The 16,821-nt window shown below is 41.9% G+C and carries 2 protein-coding genes; both read right to left on the bottom strand.

What is annotated here, in order from left to right:
• Positions 1-30 precede the first annotated feature (30 nt).
• Positions 31-3,777, bottom strand: a complete 3,747-nt coding sequence (locus HWQ43_RS17115) for a type I polyketide synthase (RefSeq protein WP_292736157.1) — start codon at positions 3,775-3,777, stop codon at positions 31-33.
• Positions 3,774-16,706, bottom strand: coding sequence for a non-ribosomal peptide synthase/polyketide synthase (locus tag HWQ43_RS17110; RefSeq protein ID WP_292736155.1), 12,933 nt, complete (start codon positions 16,704-16,706; stop codon positions 3,774-3,776). The genes HWQ43_RS17115 and HWQ43_RS17110 overlap by 4 nt, the downstream gene beginning before the upstream one ends.
• Between the last annotated feature and the right edge of the window lie 115 nt (positions 16,707-16,821).

Raw genomic sequence — 16,821 nt, 5'->3', positions numbered from 1 at the left:
GCTAATTCGTAATTTAAAATTATTTGTTACTCAAATTGTTATTTCTTCTCTCTCACTTGCACCAAAGCTTGTATCTGAATCTATTTGTTTTTCTAGCTTTGGTGCTATCTCAGCTATTGTGGGTGACTCAAATAAATTTGCTACAGATAATCGGATAGAAAAAATATTTCGTATTCGGGATAAAACTTGAACAGCTATTAAAGAATCTCCTCCTAATTTGAAAAAATTGTCATTGATTCCCACTTGTTTAATTCCCAACAATTCTTCCCATATATCGGCGATTTTTTGCTCAATCTCATTACGGGGAGCTAGATAAGAATTAGGTAAATCAGGTCTTGAGTGGAGTGCAGATAATTTTTCTGGCTGAAAAATATCCGGCTTTCTTTGTAATGAAATCTCTGATTTCTGATTATTCTGTTCTAGCCTAGATTTTATGCTAAATGCAGATGGTGCAGAGGCTTGAGCCAATGGCAATAATTTGACCACCTGTTCCAAACTTGAGTGCAAAATAGAATTGTAGTAAGTATTTAAGGGAGATTCTGAATATGAACCGTTGTTTTCTTTTTGGTAAACCAGTTCATTAAAAATCTCTAAAGGTTCTTGTTCAACAAGAATAGCAGCTAAATTTTCACCACAGCGTTGCACTAAATCTAAATCTACTAAAGATGAAGTAGCAAACCTCACTCTAACTTCTTCTAAATGTTCATTAATATAATCTTGTGAACATGGCAGTAGCCCAGTAAATAACCCCTCCTGTTCCTGTAGTTGTCCTTGCTCAACTAATATTTGCAACCATCTAGAAAACAATTGCTGATAGCGAGGAGAAATATGGCATTGCGCCAACAAATTCTCCAAAGAATACTTTTCTTCAGCATTGTTAAAAGCCCCTAATTGCTTGAATGCAGAGTTGATGTAGGCTGTACATAAACGATCCAACCACTGTCTGTTTTCCTGATATGTTAACTCGTTGAGTTCTGCATTTCTAGTATTTGCTTGATTTTGACCTCCTTGTACAAGCGATGTCCATAATTGTGATGGTGTGGGTAATGCTTGCAACTGTCCCCAAGCTGTTTTTTGTGGGGGGTCAATCCAATAACGTTGGCGCTCAAAGGGATAAGTCGGTAAGGGAAGGCGGTAATGCTCCTGGTGACTATAGAATCCAAACCAATCTACCTTGACCCCAGCCAGCCAGAGTTGACCTAATGTAGTGAATAAAACATGATGATCAGATTGTTTTTCTTGAGGATGACGTACCGAAGTCAACACCGTTTGTGCAGCTGCTTTGTCTAGATGTCTTTTGACTAATGTAGCCAATGTGTGTCCTGGCCCCACTTCTAGTAAGACTTGCTCAGGTGTTGCCAATAATTTCTCGACACCTTGGGAAAACAGCACTGTGGAACGCAGATGTTGAGCGTAGTAGTCGGGATTTGTGGCTTGGGTAACTGTAATCCAATTACCAGTCAGGTTGGAGATATAAGGAAGTTTTGGGGGATTTAAAGTAACTTTTTTGACTCGTTCTGCAAATGCCTTTAAGATTGGTTCCATCATTTGAGAATGGAAGGCATGGGAAGTATGCAGTTGGCGACATTCAATCCCTTGAACAGCTAGCTGATTTTGTAGTGTATCTACTGCTGCTGTGGAACCGGAAACTACACACTGGGAGGGTTGATTAATCGCTGCAATAGAAAGTTCTTGCCCTAGTAGGGATTTTATCTTGTCTGCGGGTAGTGGAATTGAAAGCATTGCTCCAGTAGGCAGTTGCTGCATCATCTGTCCGCGTGCTGCTACCAGAGATAAGGCATCTTCTAGGGAAAAAACTTCTGCTAGAGTTGCTGCTACATACTCGCCAATACTGTGACCGATCGCAGCTTGTGGCTCCACTCCATAAGACTGCCATAATTTAGCTAGGGCGTATTCAATTACAAAAATAGCAGGTTGAGCAACGGCTGTTTGTTGAAGTTGCTTTGATGCCTCATCAATATTTTCTTCACTGGGATAAAGTATGTGACGTAAATCTAGCCCTAGTAAGGGTTTAAGAATTTCTGAGCAATAATCAACTTGTTCTTTAAATACTGTCTCAGTTTCATAAATTTCCCGCGCCATGTTGACGTACTGTGAACCCTGACCGGGAAACATAAAGACAACAGACCGTTCTGTAATCTCTGTATAATTGGTAGAAACTTGTTGGGCTGCTAAACTACCAAGAGTTTTGACAGCATCTTCTAAGTCTTGACAAATCAACATCCGTCGGTAATTAAAACCCCGCCGACCACTATTGAGGGTATAAGCTACATCGCCTAAGTTCAGTTCTGGATGCTCTTTTAAGTGTGTGATTAAATTAGCTGTTGCCTTCTCAAGCGCACTCGCAGTTTTAGCTGAAAGTACCAACAAGTGTAAAGGACGTTCAATAGCATCTTTAGAATTTTTAATTTTTAATTTTAAATTTTTAATTTCTAAAGGTGCTTCTTCTAAAATTACATGAGCATTAGTACCCCCGATACCAAAAGAACTAACTCCAGCACGGCGAGGAGTGTTATTTGTTTTCCATTCAGTCAGGGTTGTATTGACGTAAAAAGGACTGTTGGCAAAATCAATTTTGGGATTTGGTGTCTCGAAGTGCAAACTAGGAGGTAGCATTTTATGTTGCAGTGCTAATACAGTTTTAATCAAACCTGCCACACCTGCTGCTGTATCTAAATGTCCTAAGTTGGTTTTTAACGAACCAATAGCGCAAAAACCTTTTTTATCAGTACTTTGACTAAAAGCTTGAGTCAAAGCGGCAATTTCAATGGGATCTCCTAAAGGTGTAGCAGTGCCATGAGCTTCGATGTAGGAAATTGTTTCGGCATCTACACCAGCTATAGCTTGAGCCTCGCTAATGACTGCTGCTTGACCGCTAACACTAGGAGCAGTGAAGCCCACTTTCATTGCACCATCATTATTAATTGCCGAACCTTTAATGATTGCATGGATGTGGTCGCGGTCTGGGATCGCATCCTTTAATCTTTTCAATACCACAATACCAGCACCGCTACTGGCAATCGTTCCTTGTGCCTTAGCATCAAAAGCACGGCAGTGTCCATCAGGAGAAAGAATCATTCCCTCTTGATGCAAATAACCTATTTTTTTAGGAATGCTGAGAGTAACTCCACCAGCTAAAGCCATGTCACATTCACAATTTAATAGACTTTGGCAAGCTAAGTGAACAGCAACCAAAGAAGTAGAACAGGCTGTTTGCACATTTACTGCTGTCCCAGTCAAGTTGAGTTTATATGCAACTCGTGTTGGCAAGAAATCTTTATCATTGGAGATTGTTAATTGCAGTGGATCAACTGCCTCTAATAATTGATGATGAGGGTAGAGATTGTTGACAAGATACCTGTTCATTCCCACACCAGCATAAACCCCTATTAACCCATTATAGGTATGCGGATCATAACCAGCCTTTTCTGTTGCCTCCCATGCCAACTCTAAAAATAAGCGTTGTTGGGGATCTATTAACTCAGCTTCTTTCGCGCTATAAGCGAAAAAATTTGCATCAAACAATTCAATGTCTGATAAAACAGCATTAGCTTTTACATAATTAGGATTATTCAGTAAATCTAGAGAAGCGCCAGAATTTATTAATTCTTCATCCGTCAACCTGGAGATAGATTCTACACCATCACGCAAATTTTGCCAAAAAGAGTCAATATCTTTGGCTTCTGGGAACCTACCAGCAAGAGAAATTATTGCTATTTCATTATTAAAATCATTAATATTAATGGAATCTATCATAATTTTTTACCCTTTCTTTGAGAAAGATACTGCTGTCTAAGCTGTAATTGTTGGTTCCTGAAAGCTTTACTTTCACTTGGAGATTGAGGACGAAAATTATTTTGTTTTAATGTATCTTCTTTGTTAAGTTTAGTATTTAAGTATTGGCTTAATCTATGTATAGTTGGGTAATTAAACATATCAACTATTGAAACTTCCAAACCAAATTTTTCTTGCAATTGCTGATTAATTCGTATTAATAATAACGAATGACCTCCAAGTTCAAAGAAATTATTGTAAATTCCCACTTTTTCTACTTCCAGTGTTTTTTGCCAAATGCCAGCAATGATTTTTTCTACTTCAGTATTTGGCATTACATAATTTGATAGTTCCTGTTGTAAATCTGGAGCAGGCAAAGCGCGACGGTCTACTTTGCCGTTGGGTGTCAGGGGTAAGGACTCCAGCATCACAAAAACACTTGGCACCATATACCCAGGCAGTTTATCGTCAAGAAACTGACGCAGTTCGTCCGTTGTGGGTGTCACCTCTTTTTGTGGCACGACATAGGCGACTAAGCGCTTATTACCTGAAGTTTCTTCACGAGCAATGACACAACATATCTGCACATCATCATGTTGTCCCAGTAATGCTTCGATTTCTGCCAACTCGATGCGGAAGCCGCGAATTTTTACTTGATTGTCAATGCGTCCCAGGTATTCAATGTTGCCATCGGGTAGATAACGTGCCAAATCCCCAGTTTTGTATAGGCGCGAACGCAGCTCAGTGCTAAAGGGATTGAGGATGAATTTTTCAGTTGTCAATTCGGGGCGGTTAAGGTAGCCTTTTGCCAATCCAACACCAGCAATATGTAACTCTCCTGGGACACCAACGGGAACTGGTTGCAGATTACTATCTAGAATATAGATTTGAGTGTTAGCGATCCCTCTGCCAATACTCGGTGATATCTGATCTTGCTCCTTGGCAACTACCAGCCCAGAAGTTGTAACAACAGTATTCTCAGTTGGGCCATAATTATTCACTAGTTGGAAGGGGATTAAATCTGATGGATACTGATGAAGCTTATCTCCTCCAGTCAATATGGAACGCAAAGCCAAACTTTCAGTTGGCCATTCCAAAGACAATAATTCCTGTGCCAATGGTGTTGGCAGAAAACTGATAGTAATCTGCTTTGAAATCAACCAATCTTGTAGCTTTACTAACGAGCTAAGGAACTCAGATTTGACTAAGTAGATACTTGCTCCTGCCGTTAGGTAAGGCCATAATTCCCATACCGCAGCGTCAAATGCTGTTCCTGCTAGCTGAGTGGCTTTGTCTAAGGTCGTAATGTTAAAAGTGTTTTGATGCCAGAACACCAAATTTAGCAATCCTTGATGGGCAATCAGCACTCCCTTGGGTTGACCTGTAGAACCGGAGGTATAAATCACATAAGCCAAATTAGTTGCTTGTGTCTCAGTGATGAGATTATCCTGACTTAACTGAGAAATAAGCTGCCAGTCAGTATCCAAACAAATAAGCTTTGCTTGATGTTGGGCCAGTCTGTCAATGAGTTTCTGCTGAGTCAGCAACACTGAAACTTGAGCATCTTTTAGCATAAAGTGCAAGCGCTCAGTCGGATACTCCGGGTCAAGTGGCAAATAAGCGCCACCCGCCTTAAGAATACCTAGCAGTCCCACCACCATTTCTATTGAGCGTTCCACACAAATACCCACCAGCATATCTGCGGACACTCCCAAAGACTTGAGGTAGTGCGCCAACTGGTTAGCACAACTATTCAACTCGTGGTAGGTGAGTTGTTGATCTTCAAACACAACTGCCACTGCATCAGGTGTACGCCCAACCTGCTCCTCAAACAACTGATGGATACATTTATCTAGTGGATAATCCACCTGAGTATCATTCCACTCTATTAACAGTTGATGTTGCTCAACTTCTGTCAACAGTGGCAGTTGAGAAATTCGCTCCTCTGGGTTAGCAATAATACCTTCAAGTAATGTCAGAAAATGACCCGTCATTCGCTCAATGGTGGATGCATCAAACAAATCAGTGTTGTATTCCCACATCCCAACCAGTCCGGTGGCAGTGTTTTCCATTGCCAAGGTAAGATCAAATTTGGTAGTTGTACTTTTTACCACCAGTGGACTGACAGTTAACCCAGTCAATTCCAATTGTTGAGATATAGGAGCATTTTGGAGGACAAACATCACTTGGAACAGTGGTGTGTGACTGAGATCCCGTTCTGGCTGCAATGCTTCTACTAGCATTTCAAAAGGCAAATTCTGATGAGAGTATGCATCCATCGCCATTTCACGAACACGACCTAGTAATTCGCTAAAGCTAGGATTGCCTGCCAAATTGGTACGCATAACTAAAGTGTTGAGAAAAAAGCCAATTAACCCTTCTATCTCACTGCGATCGCGGTTAGCAATTGGCGAACCCACCAAAATGTCTTCTGTACCTGTGTAGCGGTAAAGTAAGGTATCAAACGTCGCCAACAGCGTCATGAACAAAGTAACTCCTTGTTGCTGGCTTAGTTGTGTGAGTTTATCAGTTAATTCCTTTGAGAGCGCAAACTGTTGATATGCTCCTGCAAAAGTCTGCATAGATGGTCTAGGTCGGTCAGTGGGTAGTGACAACAAAGCTGGTGCGTTTGCCAGTTGTTGTTGCCAGTAACTCAATTGACTTTGTAGTACATCTCCTTGTAACCAATTTCGCTGCCAAATTGCGAAATCTGCGTACTGTATAGGCAGCGGTGTTAAAGGTGACGGCTTACCTTGAGAATAAGCATTGTACAAGGCTGCTAGCTCTTGAACAAACACACCCATTGACCAGCCATCACTGACTATGTGATGCATACACACTAATAAGGCGTGTTCTGTCTCAGACAGCACTATTAATGTTGCTCTGACTAATGCTTCAGTTGCTAGGTTAAAGGGTTGTTGCGCTAATTGCTGTGAAGCTATTTCTTGCTCGGTTGTAGATAAATGCTTTAAGTCAACAACTGAGAGTGGGCAATTTATTTGTGTTTGAATGATTTGAGAAGGTTTTCCATCAACGATGACAAAGTTGGTGCGTAACGCTTCGTGGCGATGAACAATTTCTTGTAAGCTTTGTTCTAAGGCAGTTCGATTGAGAGTTCCGACTAAACGCAAAGCTATGGGGAAGTTGTAGAAGGCGCTGTTCGGGTTTAACTTGTCTAAAAACCATAGCCGTGTTTGAGCAAATGACAATGGTAATTCTGCATTTTCTGTCCTTGGTAAGATGGGTGATGATGTTAATTCTAAATCCTGTTGCTGTAACCGTTGAATGTTTTGAGACAATTCAGCAACGGTTGGTGCAGCAAATAAGCTACGCAATGGTAGTTCTACTTTCAAGCTGTTACGCACGCGGGAGATGAGTTGCGTTGCTAGTAATGAGTGTCCTCCAAGTTCAAAGAAGTTATCATGTATACCCACTTGCTCTACTTTCAGAACTTGCGCCCAAATTAGCGACAGGATTTCTTCGATTGGGTTCCGTGGGGCAACATATTTGTCCAATAATTGGCTGTGTAAATCAGGTGCGGGCAAAGCGCGGCGGTCTAGTTTACCGTTGGGGGTAAGGGGTAAAGCTTCTAAGATAACGATCGCACTTGGCACCATATATTCTGGTAACTTTGACTTCAGGAAGCTACGCACAAAGCTGACTGTGAGCGCCTGCTCTTTTTGAGGCACAATGTAAGCCACTAAGCGTTTGTTCCCAGGAATATCTTCGCGGGCGATCGCACAAGATGCTTGTACATCAAGTTGGCTCAGTACTGCTTCAATTTCTCCCAACTCGATGCGGAAACCTCGTATTTTTACCTGATTGTCAATACGCCCCAAGTATTCAATATTGCCATCACTTAAATAGCGTGCTAAGTCCCCTGTTTTGTAAAGGCGATCGGAATTAAAGGTTTCCCCTCTGCTCCCCTGCTCCCCTGCTCCTCTGCTTCTTTTAAAGGGATTAGGGATGAATTTCTCAAGTGTTAACTCTGGTCGGTTGAAGTAGCCTTGCGATAAAAGGACACCAGCAATGTACAATTCTCCTGGTACACCAATGGGTACAGGCTGTAGATACTTATCCAGAATGTAAATTTGCGTGTTGGCAATGGGACGACCAATGGGAGGAAGTAGCGGCAAAGTCTCTACTGAATTAGTCAGAGTAAAACTGGTGGCTAAATGGCTTTCTGATGGCCCATAGTGATTGTGCAATGTACAATCAGTTAGCTTGCTTAACCATTGGGAAATAGCGGGAGTAATCTGCAACTGTTCCCCAGCAGTAATGATTTCCCGCAAATGACTATTAGCTAATTCACTACCAATAGCAACTTCAGCTAGTTGTTGTAAGCCAACAAAGGGAACAAACAGTCTCTCAACAGCTTTTTGTTGGAGAAAACCTAACAAAGCTGAGGTATCTCGGCGTAATTCCTCCGTAATTAAGAACAATGTGCCTCCAGAACACCAGGTAGTGAAGATTTCTTGGAAGGAGACATCAAAGCTAATCGAAGCAAATTGTAGGGTTTTTGCTCCACGAGGAATTTTCAGATTTTCCCGATGCCACAAGATCAGATTGCTAAGGGCAAGCTGATTCATGGCTATACCTTTAGGTTGACCTGTAGAACCAGAAGTATAAATTACATAAGCCAAATTAGTTGCTTGCGCGCCAGAGATAAGATTGTCCTGATTGCACTGGGAAATAAGTTTAGCGTCAGTATCTAAATAGACTTGGTGAGCTTGATGCTGGGGCAATCTATCAAGAATTGACTGCTGGGTTAGCAACACCCTAACTTGAGCATCTTCTAAAATAAACCTCAAGCGCTCAGGCGGATATTCTGGGTCAAGTGGCACATAAGCAGCACCCGCTTTGAGAATCCCCAGTAATCCTATAACCATCTCTAAAGAACGCTCTACACACAGACCAACTAGGGCATCAGATCCTACACCCAAAGACCGCAAGTAGTGCGCCAACTGGTTAGCGCGGTAGTTTAATTCATAGTAAGTCAGTTGTTGATTTTCATATACAACTGCGATCGCATCGGGTGTACTATCCACCTGTTCCTCAAACAACTGATGGATGCATAAATCTTGTGGATAATCTACCTGAGTATCGTTCCACTCGACAAGTAACTTTTGTTGTTCCGGTTGTGTCAGCAGTGGTAATTGGGAAATTCGCTCCTCTGGGTTAGCAATAGTACTTTCAAGCAAGGTCACAAAATGACCAGTCATTCGCTCAATGGTACTAGCATCAAACAAGTCAGTGTTGTACTCCCACACCCCTACCAGACCAGTAGGAGAGTTTTGCATGATTAAGGTTAAATCAAACCTTGAAGTTGTACCTTTTATTGGCAATGAACTGACAGTTAACCCAGTCAGTTTTAATCCAGATGTCGGCGCATTCTGGAGGACAAACATTACTTGAAACAATGGTGTATGGCTAAGATCCCGTTCTGGCTGCAATGCTTCTACCAGCATTTCAAAAGGCAAATGCTGATGAGAGTACGCCTCCATTGCCATTTCTCGAACACGACCCAATAATTCGCTAAAACTGGGGTTGCTTGATAAATCAGTACGCATGACTAGAGTATTGACAAAAAAGCCAATTAACCCTTCTATCTCACTGCGATCGCGGTTAGCAATTGGCGAACCCACCAGAATGTCTTCTGTACCTGTGTAGCGGTAAAGCAGCGTATCAAACGCTGCCAACAGCGTCATGAACAGAGTCACCCCTTGCTCTTGGCTGAGTTTTGCCAGCTTACCAGTTAGTTCTTCAGAAAGTGCAAACTCTTGATGTGTCCCTTGGTAAGTTTGCACAGCCGGTCTGGGTCGGTCTGTGGGTAGCGACAATAAGGTTGGAGCCGAAGCCAATTTCTGTTGCCAATAACTCAATTGGCTTTGTAGCACTTCTCCTTGCAACCACTGTCTTTGCCACAGTGCAAAATCTGCATATTGAATCGGCAGTGGCGCTAAGGTCGAGCTTTTACCTTGAGAATAAGCATTGTAAAGTGCTGCTAGTTCTTGGAGAAACAAACCGATTGACCAGCCATCAGAGACTATGTGGTGTATACACATTAACAGTATGTGTTCTGTCTCGGATAGCACTACTAATGTCGCTCTCACTAATGCTTGTGTTGCCAACTCAAAGGGTTGAATAGCTTGTTGTTGCACTAATTGCTGTGAAGCTATTTCTTGCTTAGTTGTCGATAAATGCTTTAAATCAACAATTGATACTGTCCAATTCGTTTCTGTTTGAATGATTTGTGTTGCCTGTCCATCAACCGTAATGAAATTAGTACGTAACGCTTCGTGGCGATGAATAATTTCTTGGAAGCTTTGTTCTAATGCGGCAACTTCCACAGTTCCTGCTAAACGCAAGGCTATGGACATATTGTAGAAAGGACTGTTTGGCTCGAATTGGTCTAAAAACCACAGACGCTGTTGAGCATAAGACAGTGCTAATTGTACATTCTCCGCCCTTGGTAAGATAGGTGGTGCAGACAGTTGTAAGTCTTGTTGCTGTAATTGTTCAATTTCTCGTGCTAATTCGGCTAGTGTGGCGGCGGCAAACAACTCTCGCAATGGTAGTTCCACCTTGAAAATGTTGCGGATGCGTGAAACCAATTGTGTTGCTAATAGTGAGTGTCCGCCAAGTTCAAAGAAGTTATCATGTATGGCTACCTGTGGCAATTGCAGTACTTGTGACCAAGTTTGCGCCAGTATTTCTTCAATTGGAGTAAGTGGAGCTACATATTTATCTTTGATTTCGCTGTATAAATCCGGTGCGGGTAAAGCGCGACGATCTACTTTGCCGTTAGAAGTGAGTGGCATTAATTCCAATATTACAAAAGCACTTGGCACCATGTAGTCTGGTAGCTTTGCTTTCAGGAATTGCCGCAGTTCATTGGTTGTGGGTTTAGAGTGCTGATGCGGCACTATATAGGCGACTAAGCGTTTATCGCCCGTCGTACCTTCGCGGGCAATAACACAAGATGCCTGCACCTCTTCATATTGGTTCAGTAATACCTCAATTTCTCCCAATTCGATACGGAAACCACGGATTTTTACTTGGTTATCAATTCGTCCGATGTATTCAATTGTGCCATCCGGTAAATAACGCGCTAAATCTCCAGTTTTATATAATTTTGAATTGTCAAAGGGGTTGGAAATGAATTTTTCTTTTGTCAACTCTGGACGGTTGAGATAGCCTCTTGCTAATCCTGCACCACCAATATGCAATTCTCCGGCTACACCTACAGGAACTGGTTGCAGATGCTCGTCTAAAATGTAGATTTGTGTGTTGGCGATCGCACGACCAATCGGTACTGTCCTAAGATTGCCATTTGGAAAGCATTGCCAGTAGGTGACATCTATTGCCGCTTCTGTTGGGCCATAAAGATTGTGCAATTCACACTCTAACCGAGCAAAAAAGCGTTCCTGAAGTTCTACAGGTAAAGCTTCACCACTACATATAACTCGTTTCAAGCTACGGCAATTTTCGAGACTTGGTTCTTCTAAGAAAACCTGGAGCATAGAAGGAACAAAATGCACATGAGTAACCTGCTGCTCTAAAATTAGGTTGACCAAGTAAGCACTATCTTTATGTCCACCTGGTTTAGCCACAACTAAATGCGCTCCAGTGATTAATGGCCACAAAAACTCCCAAACTGAAACGTCGAAGCTAAAAGGAGTTTTCTGTAAAATGCAATCTAGTGCTGTTAATTGATAAGCTTGTTGCATCCACAGTAGGCGATTGCAAATTCCCAAGTGGGTGTTCATTGCTCCTTTGGGCTTGCCAGTAGAACCGGATGTGTAAATCACATAAGCCAAGTTACTATCTTGCACGGTAGTAATTGGATTATCCTGACTGAACTGAGAAATAAATTGCCAGTCAGTATCTAAATATACAACCTGCCCTTGGTACTGAGGTAACTTTTCCTTGAGTTGCTGTTGTGTCAGTAGCACTCTCACTTGAGCATCTTCTAGCATATAGCTCAAGCGATCACTAGGATAGTCTGCGTCAAGTGGTACATAAGCCCCACCCGCCTTAAGGATGCCCAGTAATCCCACAACCATTTCTATGGAGCGCTCCAGACAAATACCCACCAGCACATCTGCTCCCACTCCCAAAGACTGCAAGTAATGTGCTAACTCATTTGCGCGACAATTCAACTGCTGGTAAGTCAGTTGTTGATTTTCAAACACCACCGCTACAGCATCGGGTGTACGCGCTACTTGCTCCTCAAACAACTGATGCAGACATTTATCAAGGGGATAATCCGCTTGAGTATTGTTCCACTCAACTAATAACTGTTGTTGCTCAACTTCTGTCAACAGGGGCAATTGAGAAATGGACTGTTGTGGGTTAGCAATAATACTTTCAAGCAATGTCACAAAATGACCCGTCATTCGCTCAATAGTGCTGGCATCAAACAAGTCAGTGCTATATTCCCACACACCCACTACTCCAGTAGCAGTATTTTCCATTGACAAGGTAAGATCAAACTTGGCAGTTGTACCTTCTATCAACGTTGAACTGACACTTAACTGATTTAACTCCACGGTCGATAGGGGCGCATTCTGAAGTGTAAACATCACTTGGAATAGCGGTGTATGGCTAAGATCCCGTTCTGGCTGCAATGCTTCCACTAGCATTTCAAAAGGCAAATGCTGATGCGAGTATGCCTCCATTGCTATTTCGCGGACACGAGTCAGTAATTCGCTAAAACTGGGATTGCCTGATAAGTCAGTACGCATCACTAAAGTATTGACAAAAAAGCCAATTAACCCTTCTATCTCACTGCGATCGCGGTTAGCAATGGGAGACCCCACCAAAATGTCTTCTGTACCTGTGTAACGGTAAAGTAAGGTATCAAACGCTGCTAACAGTGTCATGAACAAGGTAACTCCTTGTTGCTGACTCAGTTGTATCAATCCACCAGTGAGTTCAGCAGAGAGGGCAAATTTTTGATATGCACCAGCAAAAGTCTGCACAGCAGGTCTGGGTCGATCTGTGGGCAGCGACAATAGAACTGGTGCGTTTACCAGTTGTTGTTGCCAGTAAGTTAGTTGGTTTTGTAGTACATTTCCTTGCAACCACTCTCTTTGCCAGATAGCAAAATCTGCATACTGAATCGGTAGCGGTGTTAAAGGTGACGGCTGACCTTGAGCATAAGCATCGTACAGCGCTGCTAGTTCTTGAACAAACACACCCATTGACCAGCCATCACTGACAACATGATGCATACAAACTAACAATATGTGTTCTGTCTCCGACAGCACTAGTAATGTTGTCCTGATTAATGCTCCGTTTGCCAGGTCAAAAGGCTCAATAGCTAGTTGTCGCGCTAATTTCTGGCTAGTAATTTCTTGATCGGTTGTAGATAAATACTTTAAATCAATAACTGAAACTGTCCAATTCGTTTGTGTTTGAATAATTTGAGAAGGTTTTCCATCAACTGTAATAAAGTTGGTGCGTAAGGCTTCGTGGCGATGAATAATCTCTAGTAAGCTTTGTTCTAGGGCTGGTTGATTCAAATTTCCCACTAGACGCAAAGCCATAGGAATGTTGTAAAAGGCGCTATTCGGCTCTAACTGATCTAAAAACCACAGACGCTGTTGAGCATAAGACAGTGGTAATTCTGCATCCCTCACCTTTGGTAAGATAGGTCGTTCAGAGAGTTCTAAGTCCTGTACTGAGCGACTCGTGCCGAGCGGAGCCGAGGTAAGCCGAAGTACCTGTTGCTGTAACTGCCTAATTGATTGTGCTAATTCGGCTACTGTCGCTCTTGCAAACAACTCACGCAATGGTAGTTCCACTTTAAAAACGTTGCGGATGCGTGAAACTAATTGTGTTGCTAGTAGCGAGTGTCCCCCAAGTTCAAAGAAGTTGTCATGAATGCCTAAAAGCTCTACTTTCAGCACTTGTGCCCAAAGGAGTGCCAGCATTTCTTCCATTGGATTACGAGGTGCAACAAATTTATCTTGTTGTTCGCTATGTAAATCCGGTATGGGTAAGGCACGGCGGTCTACTTTGCCGTTGGGAGTAAGCGGCAGTGACTCCAAGATAACTATTGCATTTGGCACCATGTAATCTGGGAGTTTTGCTTTGAGGAATTGCCGTAGTTCGCTGATTGTGGGTTTACAATCCTGATGTGCTACCACGTAGGCGACTAAACGTTTATCACCAGGGGTATCTTCCCGGACAATAACACAAGATACTTGCACATCACTATATTGGCTCAGGACTACTTCGATTTCACTCAATTCGATGCGAAAACCACGTATTTTTACTTGATTGTCAATACGTCCTAAGTATTCTATATTGCCATCTGCTAAATAATGTGCCAAATCCCCCGTTTTATATAATTTGGAATTATCAAACGGATTGGGGATGAATTTCTCTTTTGTCAACTCAGGACGATTGAAGTAGCCCTGTGCTAATCCTGCTCCACCAAGATATATTTCTCCTGGCACACCTACTGGTACAGGCTGTAAGTTTTGGTCAAGGATGTAGATTTGCGTATTGGCGATCGCGCGACCAATGGGAATATTTGCGGCTGTCGTTGCTAAGTCCTCTACCAAATACCAAGAAGAAAACGTCGTGTTCTCTGTTGGTCCATACACATGGAGCAAATGCTGAGGAGCGCCTTTATCTAGTACTTCAAGCACCCATTTAGGATCAACCGCTTCACCACCAAATAATAGATATCGTAAAGAACTAAATGCTTGCGGGACAACACTGGCTAACTGATTAAATAAAGCTGTGGTTAAAAATAAGACACTGACTTGATGCTCGTGGATATTGACCGCAAATTCTTTTGGGATCAGCAATACGGATTTAGTGATAATGACTAGCTTGGCTCCGTGCAGCAATGCTCCCCAAATCTCAAAGGTGGCTGCATCAAAAGCAATATTTGCCGCTTGAGCAACGCATTCATCAGCTGTTAACTGTATATAGTTGGTGTTTAACACCAGGCGATTGACGGCCTGATGATTGACAGCGACTCCCTTGGGTGTGCCTGTAGAACCGGAGGTGTAAATCACATAAGAGAGGTTTTCTGCACTGACTGTGCTATTGAGATTACCCTGATTTACTTGGCTAATGCTTTGCCAGTCTGTGTCTAAGCAAACGACACAAGCTTGATGTTGAGGAAGAGATTCTACTAATTTCTCTTGAGTCAACAGCACTTTTACTTGAGTGTCTTTGAGCATGAAGCTTAAGCGTTCAGCAGGATACTCAGGGTCAAGTGGTACATAAGCCCCACCCGCCTTGAGAATCCCCAATAGTCCCACCACCATTTCTAAGGAACGTTCTACACACAAACCCACCAGCACATTTTCACCCACGCCCAAAGATTGCAAGTAATGGGCTAATTGGTTAGCGCGACAATTCAACTGCTGGTAAGTCAGTTGTTGATTTTCAAACACAACTGCTATAGCATCGGGGGTGCTATCTACTTGCTCCTCAAATAACTGATGGATACATTTATCTTGGAGATAATCTACCCCTGTATCATTCCACTCAACTAATAACTGCTGTTGTTCAATTTCTGTCAACAGAGGTAATTGCCAAATCTGCTCTTGAGGATTAGCTACAATGCCTTCAAGCAATGTAACAAAATGCCCTGCCATACGCGTGATTGTACTAGCCTCAAACAAGTCAGTATTATATTGCCAGCAGAGTTGCAATACTCCCTGAGCTTCCATCACCATTAAATTCAAATCAAAGTCTGCACCGCGTTGATGTCCCAGCAAGTATGGCTCCATTTCAAGCACTTGTTTTCCACTGTGCAATAAATTCTCTGTTTGTTCGCACCAACGTTGTCTTTGCCAAGTGAAACTAACTTGACATAAAGGAGAACGACTGGGATCTCGTTCTGGCTGGAGTTGTTCTGCTAACAGAGAAAAAGGGTAATCTTGATGTTTTTGGGCTTCTTTAACTGTCTTGCTGATTTGAGCCAGAAATTCTGTAAATGTGGCGTTTTCCTGTACAGAAGTTCGTAAAACCATCAGGTTAACAAAGTAACCGACAATCTCTTTAAAATCTCCACCCCATCTACCTCTCATCGGGCTGCCTATGAGGATGTCTGTTTGATTCGTGTAGCGATAAAGTAGTACGTAAAATGCTGCTAGCAAAACCTGATAAAGGCTTGTTCCAGAAGCTAGAGCTAGATATTTAAGTTTTTGAATTAACTGTTCGTCTAGTTTTAAACTATATCCTGTTCCTTGATAAGTCTGTACTGGGGGACGGGGTTTGTCTGCAAACAGATTTAAAATTGGTAATTCGCCAGCTAATTGTTTTTGCCAATATTGCCACAGTTTTTCTCCTCTAGAACCAGATAGCATTTCTGACTGCCAGCGAACAAAGTCTAGATAAGATTTATTTTCAGTCAAAGAATCTGGAGCGGTTTGGTTCTGCTCTTGACTAACTTGCTCAATTTCCTTGACATACAAAGTTTGAAATTCACTCAGCAGTAAATCAAAAGACCACATATCACCTGCAATGTGGTGCATTGTTAGCAAAAGAATGTGTTCTTTTGTTGAGCGAGTAAATAAATTAATTCTCAAAACAGCATCTTTTTCTAACTTAAAAGGGCTGTCGGTTATAGCAAATATTTTCTCTTTTAAGTAATCTTCACTCCAATTGCTGGCATTTATTACCTCAACATTACATTTATATTGTTGATTAACTTGCTGAACGGGTTTGCCTTCAAAACTGGTATATGTAGTTCTGAAGATAGGATGGCGTTCAATAATTTTTTCCCATACACGATTGACAGAAACAATATTTAAATAAGAATTGATTTTTACAGTAGTGAATATATTATAAGCAACGCTCTCTGGAGCAATTTGGTAGATAAACCACATTGCTTCTTGACTAGAAGAGAGTGGGGAACTTGTTTTTATAATTCTATCCATTAAAACTCCTTAAAATCCTGACAACTTAGTTATAAAAATACAAATAATCCACAAATATAGTCTTTGCTACTAAAAAACCTTTGTTTAGATGAACTTACTCTTTTTGTCACTGTTA

Source organism: Nostoc sp. JL31 (genome assembly GCF_017114965.1).
GTDB lineage: Bacteria > Cyanobacteriota > Cyanobacteriia > Cyanobacteriales > Nostocaceae > Nostoc > Nostoc punctiforme_A.
Note: the sequence above shows the minus strand (reverse complement) of the source record. Positions and strands in the feature narration are given on the sequence as shown.

What these genes read in the sequence shown, in the direction of transcription:
- HWQ43_RS17115 (WP_292736157.1), bottom strand. Translation starts at nt 3,777, where the DNA reads ATGATAGATTCCATTAATATTAATGATTTTAATAATGAAATAGCAATA.
- HWQ43_RS17110 (WP_292736155.1), bottom strand. Translation starts at nt 16,706, where the DNA reads ATGGATAGAATTATAAAAACAAGTTCCCCACTCTCTTCTAGTCAAGAA.